Annotated in this window: 16 protein-coding genes and 1 pseudogene; 9 read left to right on the top strand and 8 right to left on the bottom strand. The window is 68.8% G+C overall.

Translation table 11 applies throughout. The features are described 5' to 3' along the window. On the bottom strand, positions 1–1,131 hold a 1,131-nt coding region (locus GX543_RS13100; protein ID WP_290852431.1), incomplete at its 3' end, for an FAD-dependent oxidoreductase. A gap of 124 nt (positions 1,132–1,255) precedes the next feature. Then, positions 1,256–1,738: an Lrp/AsnC family transcriptional regulator gene (locus GX543_RS13105; protein ID WP_290852432.1), complete on the bottom strand. Its 483-nt coding sequence runs from the start codon at positions 1,736–1,738 to the stop codon at positions 1,256–1,258. Positions 1,739–1,886: 148 nt separating this feature from the next. Here GX543_RS13105 and pdhA point away from each other — a divergent pair, with 148 nt between their 5' ends. The 3 genes from pdhA to GX543_RS13120 are packed head-to-tail and all read left to right on the top strand — an operon-like array spanning position 1,887 to position 5,284. Next, positions 1,887–2,963: a pyruvate dehydrogenase (acetyl-transferring) E1 component subunit alpha gene (pdhA, locus tag GX543_RS13110; protein ID WP_290852434.1), complete on the top strand. Its 1,077-nt coding sequence runs from the start codon at positions 1,887–1,889 to the stop codon at positions 2,961–2,963. Beyond that, a complete protein-coding gene (locus GX543_RS13115) occupies positions 2,963–3,961 on the top strand; it encodes an alpha-ketoacid dehydrogenase subunit beta (protein ID WP_290852436.1) in 999 nt (332 codons plus the stop codon). The genes pdhA and GX543_RS13115 overlap by 1 nt, the downstream gene beginning before the upstream one ends. 18 nt (positions 3,962–3,979) lie before the next feature. Further along, a complete protein-coding gene (locus GX543_RS13120; protein ID WP_290852438.1) occupies positions 3,980–5,284 on the top strand; it encodes a dihydrolipoamide acetyltransferase family protein in 1,305 nt (434 codons plus the stop codon). A gap of 3 nt (positions 5,285–5,287) precedes the next feature. Here the strand turns inward: GX543_RS13120 and GX543_RS13125 are convergent, their stop codons facing one another. Next, positions 5,288–6,016, bottom strand: coding sequence for a cutinase family protein (locus tag GX543_RS13125; RefSeq protein ID WP_366929078.1), 729 nt, complete (start codon positions 6,014–6,016; stop codon positions 5,288–5,290). 4 nt (positions 6,017–6,020) lie between these two features. Then, complete coding sequence (locus GX543_RS13130) at positions 6,021–6,746, bottom strand: DUF6474 family protein (RefSeq protein ID WP_290852440.1); 726 nt, start codon at positions 6,744–6,746, stop codon at positions 6,021–6,023. A gap of 132 nt (positions 6,747–6,878) precedes the next feature. Here GX543_RS13130 and GX543_RS13135 point away from each other — a divergent pair, with 132 nt between their 5' ends. Continuing rightward, the gene (locus GX543_RS13135) at positions 6,879–8,510 is read left to right on the top strand and encodes a TM0106 family RecB-like putative nuclease (protein WP_290852441.1); all 1,632 of its coding nucleotides are present in this window, start codon (positions 6,879–6,881) and stop codon (positions 8,508–8,510) included. Positions 8,511–8,534: 24 nt separating this feature from the next. On the opposite strand, the gene GX543_RS13140 is transcribed toward GX543_RS13135, so the two are convergent. Together GX543_RS13140 and GX543_RS13145 are read right to left on the bottom strand one after the other, a co-directional pair. Beyond that, positions 8,535–9,296 (bottom strand): SDR family NAD(P)-dependent oxidoreductase, encoded by a 762-nt coding sequence (locus tag GX543_RS13140; RefSeq protein WP_290852442.1) that lies wholly within the window; start codon positions 9,294–9,296, stop codon positions 8,535–8,537. A 69-nt stretch (positions 9,297–9,365) separates the two neighbouring features. Next, positions 9,366–10,127 carry a TMEM165/GDT1 family protein gene (locus tag GX543_RS13145; RefSeq protein WP_290852443.1) on the bottom strand — a complete coding sequence of 254 codons (762 nt, stop codon included), beginning with the start codon at positions 10,125–10,127 and terminating at the stop codon, positions 9,366–9,368. A gap of 159 nt (positions 10,128–10,286) precedes the next feature. Between GX543_RS13145 and GX543_RS13150 the strand changes: the two genes are divergently transcribed. The 5 genes from GX543_RS13150 (at position 10,287) to GX543_RS13170 (ending at position 15,169) form a co-directional block, all read left to right on the top strand. Then, positions 10,287–12,314 carry a DUF2232 domain-containing protein gene (locus GX543_RS13150; protein ID WP_290852445.1) on the top strand — a complete coding sequence of 676 codons (2,028 nt, stop codon included), beginning with the start codon at positions 10,287–10,289 and terminating at the stop codon, positions 12,312–12,314. Further along, positions 12,314–13,063: an energy-coupling factor transporter transmembrane protein EcfT gene (locus GX543_RS13155; RefSeq protein WP_290852447.1), complete on the top strand. Its 750-nt coding sequence runs from the start codon at positions 12,314–12,316 to the stop codon at positions 13,061–13,063. The genes GX543_RS13150 and GX543_RS13155 overlap by 1 nt, the downstream gene beginning before the upstream one ends. A gap of 72 nt (positions 13,064–13,135) precedes the next feature. After that, on the top strand, positions 13,136–13,579 hold the full coding sequence (locus GX543_RS13160; protein ID WP_290852449.1) for an ABZJ_00895 family protein: 444 nt from the start codon (positions 13,136–13,138) through the stop codon (positions 13,577–13,579). Positions 13,580–13,664: 85 nt separating this feature from the next. Further along, entirely contained in the window at positions 13,665–14,633 is a 969-nt protein-coding gene (locus GX543_RS13165) for a helix-turn-helix domain-containing protein (protein WP_290852450.1), read from the top strand. Beyond that, complete coding sequence (locus GX543_RS13170) at positions 14,630–15,169, top strand: dihydrofolate reductase family protein (protein WP_290852452.1); 540 nt, start codon at positions 14,630–14,632, stop codon at positions 15,167–15,169. Before GX543_RS13165 ends, GX543_RS13170 begins: the two co-directional genes overlap by 4 nt. Before the next feature lie 24 nt (positions 15,170–15,193). Here GX543_RS13170 and GX543_RS13175 read toward each other — a convergent pair whose 3' ends face one another. Together GX543_RS13175 and GX543_RS13180 are read right to left on the bottom strand one after the other, a co-directional pair. After that, a complete protein-coding gene (locus GX543_RS13175; RefSeq protein ID WP_290852453.1) occupies positions 15,194–15,631 on the bottom strand; it encodes a hypothetical protein in 438 nt (145 codons plus the stop codon). Between the two features lie 172 nt (positions 15,632–15,803). Beyond that, a pseudogene (locus GX543_RS13180) lies at positions 15,804–16,054 on the bottom strand (PHP domain-containing protein); the annotation flags it as partial.

Below are 16,054 nucleotides of genomic sequence, written 5' to 3' on the forward strand. Positions count from 1 at the left end.
TCCGATATCGGTGAGGTCGGTCGGCAAGCTGTCACCGAGGGTGAGGGCGGCTCCCGCACGCGCCAGTGCCGGTGCCATCTGAATCCCGTAGCCGCCCTGGCCTGCGAACCAGGAGAAGCCGTCGACCGCCGGGTCGGGTCCGACCACCGGCGTGCGATCGGCGGTGAAGCTGCGTAGGCCCGCCCACGCCGTCGCGACACTGCGTACCTGTAGCAGCGTGGCCTCGTTCAGCCGCTCGATGGCGCGCGCGATCTCGAGGTCGTCGGGCTTGGCGTCGGCCGGTTCCTGCTGAGTCTCGTCGGCGGGCGAGCACAGGAAGCTCGCACCGTCGGGTTTGAAGTAGAAGTCCTCGCTGGCCGAGAGAGTCATCGTGTGGCGCGCCGAGGTGAAGCCTGCCGGACGCTCGCGCGGTCCCGACACCATGAACGCGGTGCGCCGCAGCGGCCGAATGTCGATCGGGGCGGCGCCGAACAACCGGGCCACCTCATCGCACCACGCGCCCGCGGCGTTGACGACGTTCCGCGCGCGGAACTCTTGGCCGGTGGCGTCGGTGAGAATCCACAGCGACCGCTCGCGTCGAGCTGCGACGATCCCTGCGGACTTGAAGACCGCGCCGCCGCGCCGTCGGAGACCGCGCAGGTAGCCCTGGTGCAGGCCGTGGACGTCGAGCTCCATGGAGCCGAAGTCGACCATTGCCCGGTCGGTGTAGCCCGGGCGCAGCATCGGGTTCAAGGCCTGTGCGTCGGGGCCGTCGATCAGTTCGATGGTTCCACTGCGGGCCGGGCCGCCGTTCACCGATTGATGCAGTGCCAGCAAGCCGTCGACCTCCGACTCCTCGGCGATGATCAGCAGCGGAAGGTCGGCTACCAGCGGCCCGTCGACGATATCGGGCGGCGCGACGAAGAAGTCGCGGCTGGCGCGGGTCAGTGCACGGACGACGGCGTTCCCGTAGCTCTCGAGAAAGGTCGCGGCCGAGCGCCCGGTGGTGTGGAAGGCGAGGGTCGACTCACGTTCGACGACGGCAACCGACTGATGTTCGGCGAGTTCGTACGCGACGGAGACACCGGCGATGCCGCCACCGATGACGAGGGTGTCGTAGTCGGGAGAGGCGGTGGGCGCGGTGGTGCTCATGAGATTCCCTTCGGCAGTTCGAGGTGACGAGAGGCGTCTTCATCTTCGAGGGTAGGCAGTCCCGACCGGCGGCGTCGTGGTGATCGCCGGGTAGGCGGGTCGCGTTCGGTGAGCGCTGAGCCGGTCAGTCGGTGGTCGGAGAGCCGGCGAGGCGGTCGATCAGCGGAAGGGTGCGATACGGGATCGCCTCGTGCATCACCACGGAGACGGTGGTGCGATCGACGCCCGAGACACCGAGGACCTGGCCGGCGATGCGGTAGAGGTCGTCGGCGTCGGCGGCGACCACCAGGAGTTGCAGGTCGGCGATGCCGGAGATGCCGACCACCTCGAGGACTTCGGGGATCTCACCCAGCGATTCGACCACTTCCTCCAGGCGATGCTGATCCACGACCACCGCGATGTACGCGCGGAGCGGGTAGCCCAGATCGCGAGGATCGACGCGCCGGTCGAAGGGCGCGAGCAGATCCTCGGTGTCCCAGCGACCCAGCCGCGCCTGGACGGTGTTGCGTGCCATGTTCACCAGCCCGGCGAGCTGCACGCCGGTGGCGCGGGGAAACGCGCATAGGGCTCGCAGAATACGAGCGTCGGTCCGATCCAATCTGGCCATAAAGACCAGTATTACCCGTTATGCGGTCGGAAAACTGGTCAGACTGCGCAAGAAAGAGAAACAACCTTGTGCACCCTGACAGGAGTTGAGACGGTTACCACAGGAACACGGAGCGTGCGATCCACGCAGACGTCCCAAGGAGGCAGTCGTGTCTGACATCGACGAAATCGTCCAGCTGGTCACCATCGCCGGCGAACGCCACATCCATCCTGACTTCTCGACCTACGTCGACGACATCGGCATGGACGATCTACGGAAACTCTACGAAGACATGGTGGTGGTGCGTCGTCTCGACGCCGAAGCCACGGCCCTGCAACGCCAGGGGCAGCTCGGGCTCTGGGCCCCGCTGCTCGGGCAGGAAGCCGCGCAGATCGGATCGGCACGGGCGCTCGAGGCCGACGACTTCGTCTTTCCGAGCTATCGCGAGCACGGCGTCGCGTACTGCCGCGGCGTGGAGCTCGCCGAGCTCATGCCCTTCTGGCGCGGTACGTCGCTCTCCGGCTGGGATCCGAATCGGTACAACATGGCCACCCCGGCCATCATCATCGGTGCTCAGACGCTGCACGCGGCCGGTTACGGCATGGGCATCACCTTCGACGGCGCCGCCTCCGCGGTCATCACCTACTTCGGCGACGGCGCGACCAGCCAGGGGGACGTCGCCGAGGCCATGGGATTCGCCGCGAGTTTCGCCGCTCCCGTCGTCTTCTTCTGCCAGAACAACCAGTGGGCCATCTCCGAGCCCGTCACGCTGCAGAGCAAGACCCCGATCGCGCATCGCGGCCGCGGTTACGGCATGCCGACCGTCCGCGTCGACGGCAACGACGTCCTCGCGGTCCTCGCCGTCACCCGTGCCGCACTCGAACTCGCCCGCGAGGGCGGCGGCCCCACCTTCATCGAGGCCGTGACCTACCGTCGTGGCCCGCACACCACCTCCGACGACCCCACCCGCTACCGCACCTCCGACGACGACGCCGAGTGGATCCGTCAGGATCCCATCGAGCGGATTCGACTGCTCCTGGAGTCGGCGGGGGCGCTGTCGGAAGACGACGTCCGGGCGATCAGCGAGCATGCCGTCGCGGCCGCGGCCGAACTGCGTCGCGGCTGCCTGGCACTGGGCGACCCGCCCGCCCTGTCGATCTTCGACAACGCGTACGCCGAACCCCACGCGCAGATCGAAGCCGACCGTCGCGCGTACGCCGCCTACCTCGAGGCCCTGGAGTCCTGATGTCTGCCGCGGCCGCTCGCGTCCCGCTCGGGAAGGCCGTGACCGCCGGGCTGCGCAAGGCGCTCGCCGACGACGACAAGGTGATCCTGATGGGCGAGGACATCGGCAAGCTCGGCGGCGTCTTCCGCATCACCGACGGACTGCAGGCCGAGTTCGGCGACCGGCGCGTCATCGACACCCCGCTCGCCGAATCCGGGATCATCGGGACTGCCGTCGGGCTCGCGTTCCGCGGCTACCGGCCGGTCTGCGAGATCCAGTTCGACGGCTTCATCTACCCGGCCTTCGACCAGATCGTCTCGCAGGTCGCCAAGCTCCACTACCGCACCGCCGGTGCGGTGAAGATGCCGATCACCATTCGCGTCCCGTTCGGCGGGGGCATCGGGGCCGTCGAGCATCACTCCGAGTCGCCCGAGGGCTACTTCGCCGCGACCGCCGGGCTGCGCGTCGTGAGCTGCAGCAATCCCGCCGACGCGTACACGATGATCCAGCAGGCCATCGCCTCCGACGATCCCGTGCTGTTCTTTGAACCCAAGCGTCGCTACTGGGAGAAGGGCGAGGTCGACTACGCCGCCCTCGACGCCGGTGAGGCGTACCCGTTGCACCGGGCGCGAATCACCCGGCCGGGGACCGACGTGACGCTCCTGGTGTACGGGCCGCTGGTCGCCACCGGACTGCAGGCCGCCACGGTGGCCGAGGAGGAGGGCCGCTCCGTCGAGGTGGTGGACCTGCGCTCCATCGCCCCGCTCGACATGGAGACCGTCGCCGACTCGGTGCGCCGCACCGGCCGCCTGGTGATCGCGCACGAGGCCCCGGTGTTCATGGGGGTCGGCGCCGAGATCGCCGCGCGGGTGGCGACCGACTGCTTCTATCACCTCGAAGCGCCCGTGCAGCGCGTCGGCGGGTTCGCAACCCCCTATCCGCCGGCGAAGCTCGAACAGCACTTCCTGCCCGACGTCGACCGCATCCTGGACGCCGTCGACCGCACGTTCGCCGACTGACTCGCGGAAGGACCCGGCATGCCCGTCATCGAGACCTTCAATCTGCCCGACCTCGGGGAGGGCCTGACCGACGCCGAACTCGTGACCTGGTCGGTGGCGGTCGGCGACGTGATCGAGCTGAACCAGGAGATCGCCGAGGTCGAGACCGCCAAGGCATCCGTCGAACTGCCGTCGCCCTACGCGGGCACGGTGGTGAAGCTGCACGTTGCCGAGGGGGCGACCCTCGACGTCGGCAGCCCGCTGATCGATGTCGAGGTCGCCGACGGCGCCGAGACCGGCGAGGAGCCTGCCGGTCGCACCCCGGTCCTCGTCGGCTACGGCGTGGCCGAGGAGCGCGCCGGCCGTCGCCGCCGCAAGGTCGCGGCCCCTGAACCAGCGGCGCCCGCGCCGACAGATTCGGGCGCTGGAGGTTCGGGCGCTGGGGGTTCAGACGTTGGGGATTCGGATACCGTGCCGTCGGTGAAGCCGCTCGCGGCGCCGCCGGTCCGCAAGCTCGCCCGCGAGCGGGGCGTCGACCTCACCGAGGTGACGGCCACCGGGTCGTCCGGGCAGGTGACCCGCGACGATCTGGAGCGTCACGAGGGCGCCGGTGCCGACGCCGTTCACTCCGCGCCGTCGGGAGCACTCGAAGAGCGCACCCCCATTCGCGGCGTGCGACGCCGCACCGCTGACGCGATGGTCCGCAGTGCCTTCACTGCGCCGCACGTCACGGAGTTCGTCGACGTCGACGTGACCCCGATGATGGACCTGGTCGCGAAGCTGACCGAGCACAAGCGGTTCGACGGCGTGCGGATCACGCCGCTCGCGCTGGTCGCGAAAGCGCTGCTGGTGTCGTTGCGCGGCAATCCGTCGCTCAACTCGACGTGGGACGACGCCACGCAGGAGATCGTGACCAAGCGCTATGTGAACCTCGGGATCGCCGCGGCCACGCCGCGCGGGCTGATGGTTCCCAACATCAAGAACGCGCACGAGCTGAGCCTGCGCGACCTCGCCGAGCGCCTCAGCGACCTCACCGCGCTGGCCAAGGCGGGTACCACCCCGCCCGCCGATCTGGTGGGCGGCACCATCTCCATCACCAACGTCGGTGTGTTCGGCGTCGACGCGGGTACCCCGATCCTGAATCCGGGCGAGGCCGCGATCCTCTGTTTCGGCGCGGTCCGCCGTCGCCCTTGGGAGTGGCAGGGCGAGATCGCGCTGCGCGAGGTGACGACGCTGAGCCTGTCGTTCGATCACCGTTTGGTGGACGGCGAGCAGGGTTCGAAGTTCTTGGCGACGGTGGCCGAGGTCTTGGCGGACCCGTTGGCGCTGATCGCGTTGAGTTGAGCGCTACACCCGTCGCGCCACGTACCGCGCCCCCTGATCGGCCATACCGTTCACCGAGTACAGCAGGTGAAGGGCATTCGGTCCGCCGAGGCGAGCCCCGTTGCAGATGGTGTCGCCCTGGATGCAGTAGCGGACGGTCTTGCCGCGGTACGCGGCCAGCGGTACGACAGCCGGCGCGCCGGCCTGGCGCATGAAGTGCGGCGACGGCGGTGCGTACAGCACCACGGCTGCGACGTGCGATGCGACGCTCGCGGGGAGCGGCCGCGGGACGTACGAGCGGTACCGCTGGTACCGCTCGGGGACCTGAACCTGCGCGCTGACCGCATACTGAGCGAGTGCCGCACCCTGCGAGTAGCCGCCGAGCACGATGTCGGTGTCGGGGCAGGCGGCGGCGATGGACCGCATTCGACGTTGCGCCGACTCGACGCCGCGGATGAACGAATGGGCGAAGGCCAGTTTGTTGCTGAAGTTGGCGCTCGCGGCATAGCGAACGGCCTCGACGCGCACCGACTTGCCGGGCAGGCGACCGCGCACCGCGTTGGTGAACGCGATTCCGGTCAGGCCCAGCGGCGGTGCGGTCTCGACGGTGCCGCGGGCGAACAGCACGTGCACGTCGGCGCAACGGGGGGCGGCACCCGCGGGTGCCTGACCTGTCGATGCGCCGCCGACCGCCAGGCCGGTCGCGGTGAGGACGATGCAGGACAGCAGGACGAGCGTTCGGCGCAAGATCACTCGGTCAGCCTACAGTGGTCGGATTCACATTCAAGCGGGCGAGTAGGTCGTTGTCGATGGCGGTGAGTTCGTTGTCGATGGCGCGCTGTGCGTTCTTGCGCTGTTGCGGCGGCATCGTGTCGGCGGCGTCGGCTGCGACCTTGAGGTTGTCCAGGCGCGCGGTCATCGCGGCAACGAAGTCGCGGCCCTCAGCGGTCTGCTCCAGGCCTGCCACCTCGGCGGCCGTCGCCTGACATGCCGCGATCCTGGCGCGCAGGGTGGCGCTTGGACCGCCGTACTGGGTCAGCAGGGCGGGTGGAACGCCGGCGCGGTTCGCCTTGACGACCGTCACCTGGCTGCGCGCGTTGACGGCGGCGCGGTAAGCGATCGGGACGACGACGGGCGCCACCATCCGGGCCACGGTCAGGTAGCGCTTGAACTTGGCCGGGGTGAAGAACGCCTTCGCGGCGTCGGCCTTGGCCTGCTCGGCAATCGTCTTGGCCTCGGCGGCGGCGACCTTCTGCTGCACCTTGCCCGTGGCCTTGGCAGTCTTGCGATCCTGCTTGTGCGTGCGCTTGGTGAACTTGTGCTCGTCCTTCAACTGGCGCTTCGCGGCCTTGCGGCTCTCGCGGGATTCGGCCTCGGCCTGGACTTTTGCGCGCGTCCGGATGGCCTTCTCCTCGGCCTTCCGAATCTTGGCGGCAGCCTTGCGCTCAGCTCGCTTCGCGCTGGTGGATGACAGCAACCCCATGGTGACCTTTCCCGTCGGATACCCGACTCCATCGATCAGTTGTCACAAGCTTTGCATAGTCTCAGTGGGTAATGAACAACTCGGCCCGGTGTGGCCGCGTTGCCGGCGATAGGGAAAGTCGAGGCCCGTCACGTGGGATCTGCGATTCTCGGCGCGCGGAACCTGACCGGCTGTGAGCACCGTCTGGCACTCGACTTCGCTCCCGCGGAATCGACGACGTCGACGACCGAAACCGCCGAGGCCAACCGTCGCATCGAAGCTGCTCAGAGTCATCGCCGCGAGGTGATCGCCAGGCTGTACGAAGCCAACGCACAGCGCGGTGAGGGCACCGTCGTCCTGGTGGAGGCGGACGGGCACCGCGAGCGGGTCGAGGCCACGCGGGCGGCGATGGACGCGGGCGTGCGCTGGATCCTGCAGGCGTCGTTGCCGACCGATGTGGAGCGGGGCCGCCGCGGCCACGCCGAAGCGCTGGTGCGGGTGGGCGAGGGCTACGTGCCGATCATCATCGTCAACCACCGCGTCACCAACGGTACCGAGCCCCGCAACGGAGAGCCGCCGTCGCTGCGGACCAGCCCGCTGTCGGATTGGGACCCCGCGCCGGACGCCACGCGCTCGCTGCGCAGTCAACGTCGCGACGTGATGCGGCTGGCGCAGCTCGCCGCGATGCTCGACGACCTCGGTCGGCTGCACGCTCCGCGCGCCGAAGCGCTGGGCGGGCTGATCGGGCTGGACGCCGACTGCATCGTCGAGGTGCAGCTCGGCGGAGAGACCGTGCAGGAGTACGACGACACCTTCGAGCGACGTCGGGCGATCGCCGAGGGCCGCGTCGAGACCGGTCCGCGCAAGGTCAGTGAATGTCGCAGCTGTCACTGGTGGCCGCGCTGCGAAGCCGAGCTCACGCAGACGCGCGACGTGAGCCTGGTGGTCGGGGGCAATCAGGGCCAGGTGCTGCGCGACGCCGGGATCGTGACCATCGACCAGCTGGCCGACTATCGCGGCCGGGAACCCGAGGAATGGGTGGGCGCCATCCCGTTCTCGGACACGGTGGTCGCCGCCAAGTGCTGGGTCGGTGGGATTCCGCTGGTCCGTCGGCACGACCGCCCGCGGGTGCAACGTGCGGACATCGAGGTGGACGTCGACATGGAGAGCTTCTCCGAGCGCGGCGCGTACATGTGGGGCACGCTGCTGACCGACAACACCGACCCCGGCCGGGAGGTGATCTACCGGCCGTTCGTGACGTGGGATCCGTTGCCCTCGCGCGACGAGGGGCGGTCGTTCGCCGAGTTCTGGGCCTGGCTGATGGCCGAGCGAAACGCCGCGCACGCGGCGGGCAAGACCTTCGCCGCCTACTGCTACTCGCAGCACGCCGAGAACCGCTGGCTGCGGGGGAGTGCGGACCGCTTCGGCGACATGCCGGGCGTGCCGTCCCGGCAGACCGTCGACGCGTTCATCGCGTCGAAGGAGTGGATCGACATCTTCGAAGCCGTCAGCGACAACTTCGTCTGCCCCCGGGGCAAGGGATTGAAGCGGATCGCGCCGGTCGCGGGCTTCGGTTGGCGCGACGACGAGGCCGGCGGCGAGGCCTCGATGGAGTGGTACGCCGCGGCGGTGGCGCTCGACGGCGCCGACCTCGACCTGACGCAGCGCGAACGCCTCCTCGATTACAACGAGGACGACGTCCGCGCCACGAAGGTGCTCCGCGAATGGATCGCGTCGGACGAGGTGTTGACGCTGCCGCTGGCGGCGGATCTGCTCGCGACCTAGTTTCACTTACCTCAGAGAAACTGCTTAGCGAGGCGCCATGCGCAGCGCGCCGTCCATCCGGATGGTTTCGCCGTTGAGGTAGTTGTGTGCCACGATGAACGCCGCCAGATCGGCGTACTCGGCGGGCTCGCCGAGACGCTGCGGGAACGGGATGCCGGCTTCGAGGGTCTTCTTGAACTCCTCGGTGATACCGGCGAGCATCGGGGTGGCAATGGTTCCGGGGGCGATGGTGCAGACGCGGACGCCGACACGGGCGAGGTCGCGGGCCGCGGAGATGGTCATGGCATGCACGGCGCCCTTGCTGGCGGCGTAGGCGATCTGACCGATCTGGCCCTCGAAGGCGGCCACCGAGGCGGTGTTGATGACGACGCCGCGCGCGCCGTCGTCGGTGGCGGCCGACTCCTGCTGCATGCGGTTGGCGGCCAGACGCATCACGTTGAAGGTGCCGACCGTGTTGATGTCGAGGACTTTGCGGAACAGCTCGAGGTCGTGCGGGCCCTCCTTGCCGAGGATTCGCGCCGCCCAGCCGACGCCGGCGCAGTTCACGGCGACGCGCAGCGGGAGCTCGGCGGCCACGATCTGATCGACGACGGCCTGAACCTCGGTCTCGCTGGTGACGTCGGCGGCGACGAGGTTCACGTTCGCGACGGCCTCGGCCTTCTCGATCGACTGGGGAAGATCGATGCCGAAGACCGTGGCACCGTCGGCGGCGAAGCGCTTGGCGGTGGCGGCGCCGAGGCCCGAGGCCGCGCCGGTGACGATGACGGCGGAACCGGTGACGTCCATGGATGAGTTCCTTTCAGAAGACGAGCCCACCGTGTGGGCACAACGAAGGTCACTCTAACTCAATAATCGTCACCGACCGAGCGATCGTTCAGGGGAGGGGTGTGGACTCGAAGCCGGGGAGGTCGCGTCGGCTGCGTCGCTGGGGACGAAGGCGGCGGCTTCGGCGCGGCGGCGCGCGTGGGTGGCCCGGATCCAGACCACGCCGATCGCGGTGATCAGCACCGCTGCCGGGAGGGTGAGCGCGAGGGCGAGCGTCGAGGCACCGGTCAGGCCCTCGAACAGCAGCCAGGCGGCGAAGACGAAGAACAGGACGGCGGCGCCGACGGCGATGGTCCGCTCCGGAAGGTGCTTGCCGAGCAGGCGTCCGACGGCGACGGCCAGCGCATCGGCGGCCACCATTCCGATGGTCGAGCCGATCCAGACGCCCATCCAGTCGTTGTTGGTGGCGAGGGTGATGGTGGCGAGCATCGTCTTGTCGCCGAGCTCGGCGAGCATGAACGAGCTCATCACCGCGAGGAAGACGGAGGCCCCGACTCGCTTGGCGCGGGAGGCCTCCTCGTCGTCGAGCTCGTCACCGCGCAGCGTCCACAGGCCGAACACGAGCATCGAGAGGCCGGCGAGGATCGCCATCAGATCGGTCGGGATCGACAAGCCGAGGAAGTGGCCGAAGAAGACGGAGGCCGCGTGCACCAGCGCGGTGGCGGTGAGGATGGCGCTCAGAACCACCCACCACCGATAGCGGAGGGCGTAGGTCATGGCCATCAGCTGGGATTTGTCACCCAGCTCAGCGACGAAGATGACGCCGAAACTCAGCATCAGGGCAGCGAACATAAGGCAACGCTAGGTTGGCTCGTGTGCCGTATGCAACACCTGGAAATGCTGCGAAACAGCAGGTCGGGGGCCCAGATGAACGGCTTCGGGTAGCCGTAAACCTGCCGTCGGGCCACCGCGTGAATCGGTGTCGGGTGGCGATACCGGCACAATGGACAGGTGGTCAGGAAAGTAATCGACGCTCCGGCGCCGCCCACGGGACGCCTGCGACCCCGTGAGTTCGCGGCCATCGCCATCTTCAGCGGGCTCACCGTGGTCCCGGCCGTCATCGTTTCCGTGGTGCCGCTGGCAGCTGCCCTGGGGTTCATGACGCCGGTGCCGATCGCGCTGCTCGCGGCGCGAACGCGACTGCGGGCGGTGATCGCCGCGATCGTCACGACGGTCGCGGTGACCTTCGTCGTCTCCGGTCTGGGGCCGGCGTTTGCGGTGCTCGCGTCGGCGGTGATGGGCGGCCTGGTCGGCGAGGTGCATCGCCGCGGCGGTCGTGCGTTCGCGATGTTCCTGATGTCGGTGATCGCCGCGCCGATCGTCGCGGGCATGTCGGTGCTGCTGATGTGGGTGCTGGTGCCGCTGCGGAAGCTGGCGCTGGAGATCCTCGACAACGTGCTCACCGGCGCCGCGAAGACCGTGCGCGCGGTGAAACTCGACTTCGTCGCCGACGCTCTCGACACCGTCTCGCGCAACGTCGTCGACAACTGGTGGCTGTGGATGTGGATCCCCGGCACCATCGGCTGCCTGGTGACCCTCTGGATCGCCGCGTGGCTCCTTACCAAGATCCTGGACCGGCTCCGCGAGGTGCCGTTGGAAGACACCCTCGAGGTCGCCAGCGTGGCCGACGGCGACCGTCGGGTGGGGCCGTTGCCGCTGCGCATGGCCGGAGTCGGCTACACCTACCCGGGCTCCGACCGCCAGGTGCTGCACGGGCTCGACCTGGTCCTGAACACCGGAGAGTTCGTCGCGATCGTCGGCGCCAACGGATCGGGCAAGTCGACGCTGTCGAAGCTGCTCGCCGGCGTGGAGCCGACCATCGGCATCATCGACCGCCCCGGCGCCCCCGGCCTCGGTCGCCGGGGCGGCACCGCGTTGGTGCTGCAGCGCCCCGAAGCGCAGATGCTCGGCGCGCGCGTGGCCGACGACCTCGTGTGGGGGCTGCCGGTGGGAACCGAGGTCGACGTCGACGGACTCCTCGACGAGGTGGGTCTGACCGGCCTCGGCGACCGCGAGACCACCGACCTCTCCGGCGGGCAGCAGCAGCGCCTCGCGGTGGCCGCGGCGCTCGCTCGCGATCCGCAACTGCTCATCGCCGACGAGGTGACCTCGATGGTGGATCCCGAGGGGCGCGCCGACCTGATCGCCATCCTCGCCGAACTACCGCGGCGTCGCGGCATCACCGTCGTCCTGATCACCCATCGCGACAGTGAGGCGCGCGCCGCGGATCGGGTGATCCACCTGGAGGCCGGCAGCATCGTCGCGCACCACCCGGGATGGATGCGCCCCGAGGCGATCGCGCGGCCGCTGCCGCAGCATCACGACGTGAACGGCGACGCCCTGCTGGTGGTCGAAGACCTGCAGCACACCTACCTGATCGGATCGCCGTGGGAGGTCACCGCGTTGAAGTCGGTGAACCTGCGGGTCAATGCCGGCGACGGGGTCCTGATCGTCGGTGGCAACGGCTCCGGCAAGTCGACCCTCGCGTGGATCCTCGCCGGCCTGGTGAAGCCGACGGCGGGTCGCGTCCTGCTGGGCGGCGAACCCACCTACGAGCGAGTCGGCGACGTCGGACTCGGCTTCCAGCACGCCCGCCTGCAGTTGCAGAAGACAACGGTGGCCGACGAGATCATGGCCGTCGGCGGCTTGAACGTCGGGACTGCCGAGGTCGGACAGGTGCTCGACTTGGTGACATTGCCGCGCGAGATCGCCGCGCGCCGCGTCGACGCGCTGTCCGGCGGTCAGATGCGCCGCGTGGTGCTGGCCTCGCTGATCGCCTCCAAACCCGAGCTGCTGGTGCTCGACGAGCCGCTCGCCGGGCTGGATCCGCAGGCCCGCGAAGAGGTCCTCGCGGTGCTGGCCGGGCTGCGACAGAAGGGCGCGACGATCATCATCATCTCGCACGACCTCGAGGCCATGGATCGAGTGTGCAACCGTCGGATCGAACTGGTCGACGGCGTGCTGGAAGGCGGTCTGTGATGCAGATGCCCATGCTTCGGGAGATCCCCGGCGACTCCCCGGTCCATCGTCTGTGGGCCGGCAGCAAACTGCTCATCATCTTCTCGCTCGGCCTGATGACCTGGGTGCTCCCGTCGTGGCCGAGCCTCGGGTTCGTGGCCGTGTGCGTTCTGATCTTCGTGCTCGCCGCGAGAATCCCGGTGGGTGCCCTGCCGCGTCCGCCGTGGTGGTTCTGGGCGCTGATGGCGGTGTCGATCGCGTGGTCGGCGGTCGCGCGCGGCGTGGACGGCGGCGTGACCACCCTCCGCGGCGTGGTGCTCGGACTGCTGGTGCTGGCGATGTCGGTGCTGGTGATCTGGACGACGCCGATGGCCGAGCTCGCGCCCGCGCTGGCCCGCCTGATGTCGCCGCTGCGGATCCTCCGACTGCCCGTCGACGAGTGGGCGGTCACCATCGCGTTGGCGCTGCGCGGTCTGCCGCTCCTGGTGGAGGAGATCCGACTGCTGTGGGCGGCGCACCGGCTGCGTCCCAAGTCGAACGCCGATTCGGGACATCCGTCCGCCGAGTTGTCGGTCCTCGACATCATCGTCGCGGCGATGTCGTCGGCCATGCGACGCAGTTCGGAGATGGCTGAGGCCATCACCGCGCGCGGCGGCACCGGGCGGCTCACCGCGTACCCGTCGCGGCCCGGTCGCCTCGACGCGATCGTGCTCGGTGTGTTCTTCGCGGCCTGCGCCGCGGCCATCGCCGTCAGCGTCATCTACCTGTAAGAGCCGGTCGGCTGGTTCAGCCGCGGCGATCCGAACGAGAACTGAGGGGAAATGGACCGAAAAGAGGGGACCGTGAACTGGGTGAGGTACGGGGTCGGCTACCTGGTGGCATTGATCGTGCTGAACATCGTCTACTTCGTGCTCGCATCGTTCGTCGACGGCGTCACCGCCGTGCTGATGATCGCCCCGGCGATCGCCGCGATCTATCCGATCTCGGTGTTCGTCAAGAACGAGGGCCGGGTTCCGACACCACAGGAGCGGTGGCAGTTGGTCGGTCTGTGCTTCGGCATCTTCCTGGTGGTGCAGTCGATCCAACTCGGTGTGGCGGCGGCGGTGTGGCCGGACGCGTTCGGCGACATGGTCGACACGCTCGGTGCGGGCGCGTTCGCGACAGTGGTGCTCGGCACCCTCCTGTTCGAGTTCGCCTTGATCTGGCTGATGTTCCGCTTCTATCCGCAGATGCAGTTGCGGTCGGTGCAGAACGCCCAGGAGCGCAAGGCCACCAAGGACCGCTGACCCCGCCCCGCCGCCGACGTCCGGGCGCACGGACAGCGCAAGATCGGTCAAGCGCGGATTGCGGTGTCGCGGGGATACTCGGTGCATGCCTGATTCCGACCCGCTCCGCCGGTTGCTCGACGCCGTCCTCGACGACGCCAACGACAGCCTGGACGCGATGGCCGACGGCGTGTTCACCTCGCGATTCCACTTCGCGCGGCAGGTCCGACGGGGGAGCGGCGAATCGCCGATGGCGCTGCGCAGGCGGGTGTTGCTGGAACGTTCGGCGTGGCAGTTGCAACGCGGCACCAGCGTCACCGACGCCGCGTTCGCCAACGGCTACGACTCGGTGGAGGGCTTCAGTCGTGCCTTCGCCCGGGCCTTCGGACATCCGCCGACGGCGCTTCCGGCCGCCGATCGCGCCGGACATTGGCTGCCGGCGCCCAACGGCATCCACTTCCACGCGCCGATGGTGCTGTATGTCGATTCGACCGCCGAGGGCGAGACAGCGGAAGTCGGCACCTCGGAGGCCGGGCCGGCCGGTGCGGTGGTCCCCCTGATGACCAGGCACGACGTCGTGGACATCGCCGTCCTCCTCGACGCCGTCGAGCCGCTCTCCGACAGCGAGTACACGCGCGTGCGGCTGCCCGGCAGCGCGCCGCGGACATACGACGGCCCGAGCGAATCGTTGGCCGAGGTGCTGTGGCAGCTCGTCGTCAGCAAGGAACCCTGGCTGGCCACCATCGCAGGCGAGGAGGTGCCCGATCTGACGCCCGTGCACGATCGCGCCGCATTGCGGGAACGTCATGCCGTGACGTCGGCCCGCTGGTTGGCGATGCTGCGTGACGTCGAGCGCCGGGGAGCGTGGTCGGACCGCGTGGTCGACGCTCTGTGCGATCCACCGGAATCGTTCCTGCTCGGCCAGATCGTGGCCCACGAGCTCACCTACTCGGCACACCGCCGACTGCTTGCCCGCTGGATGCTGCGCGATGCGGGCATCGATGTCCACGCACCGGAACTCGACCCCGACCCGATCATGTGGCATCGCCGCCACACAGGAGGAGGAACCCCGTGACCAGCTACATCTATTACACCGCGACCACCCTCGACGGCTTCCTGGCCGACCCGAACGATTCGCTCGACTGGCTGATGACCCAACCGATCGACAACGACGGCCCGTTCGCCATCGCCGACCTGATGGCGACGGTCGGCGTCACCGTGATGGGGTCGACCACGTACGAATGGCTGCTCCGACACCTGGGCGACGACCCCTGGCCGTATCCCGAGCAGCGCACCTTCGTCTTCACCCACCGCGACCTCGCGGTGGTCCATCCGAGCATCGAGCTGATCGCCGGGACGCCGGCCGAGCACCGCGCCCGAATCGAGGAGGCCGCCGACGACCTGGGGGTCTGGGTCGTCGGCGGCGGTCACCTCGCCGCTCAGTTCGCGTCGGCGGGGATGCTCGACGAGATGGTCGTCTCGTACGCGCCGGTGGTGCTCGGCGCCGGTCGCCCGCTGTTCACGGGTCAGTTCGACTTCGAGCTCCTCGAGACCGCGCAGAACCGGGCGTTCCTGATCGGTCGATACCGGGTGGTCGGGCCGCGCGGGTGAGCGTGCTGCGGCCCGGCTCGTCGGTTACTTCGGGCAGTGGACGGTGTAGTCCCAGATGGTGCCGTCTTCGGGGCCGGTGACCGTGACTGTGACGATCTCGGACGATCCGCGCGGCACGTTCACCACCGTGGAACCCTCGCCGCGGCGATTGGGGTCCCGGAGGTTGTCGCCGACCAGGCCGGTGTTCTTGATTCGCTTGCCCTCATAGAAGACCTCGATGCGATCAGCTTGCTTGCGCGTGTCGTACGACAGTGTGAACGACGTCGGCCCGGCCGTGCCCAGCGCGTGGTTGGTGGTGGTGACACCCTGTCCGCCGGACTTAGTCTCCTGGTTGCACTGCTGGGTGGGGCCCGTCGGGCCCTTGGTTCCGTCGGCCCCCGCCACGCCGGGTACGGCGAACAGGGTAGCGGCGGCACCGCCGGCGAGGACTGCTGTCAGGACGCGATTGCGGGTGGAAAGCATAGGTGATTTCTCCAGAAGGTCGACATTGACGGACCTTCCCGAGGCTATTCTCACGCGTGCATAATCTGCCATCGCACAAAGGGGTGAATGTCACGAAAGGGTGTCACTCGGATTGGTGACATCGGGATATTCCGGAGGTGCGGGAAAACAGTGCCGCATAATTATGCGAATCTCATCCGGTCCAGGCCAACATTCGCTCCACCGACCAGGTGGTCACGATGCGGTCCGGGGCGATCCGGTGCTGCGCTGCGCGCTGCGCACCGAGCACGCTGAACGGGAGTTGGCCGGGGGCGTGGGCGTCGGAGTCGATGGCGAACAGGCAGCCGAGGTCGCGGGCCATCGTGATCAGCTCATCGGGCGGGTCGACACGCTCCGGGCGGGAGTTGATCTCCACGGCGGTGCCGTGAGCCGCGCAGGCGCGAA

This window comes from Gordonia sp. (in: high G+C Gram-positive bacteria), assembly GCF_012515855.1.
Classification (GTDB): domain Bacteria; phylum Actinomycetota; class Actinomycetes; order Mycobacteriales; family Mycobacteriaceae; genus Gordonia.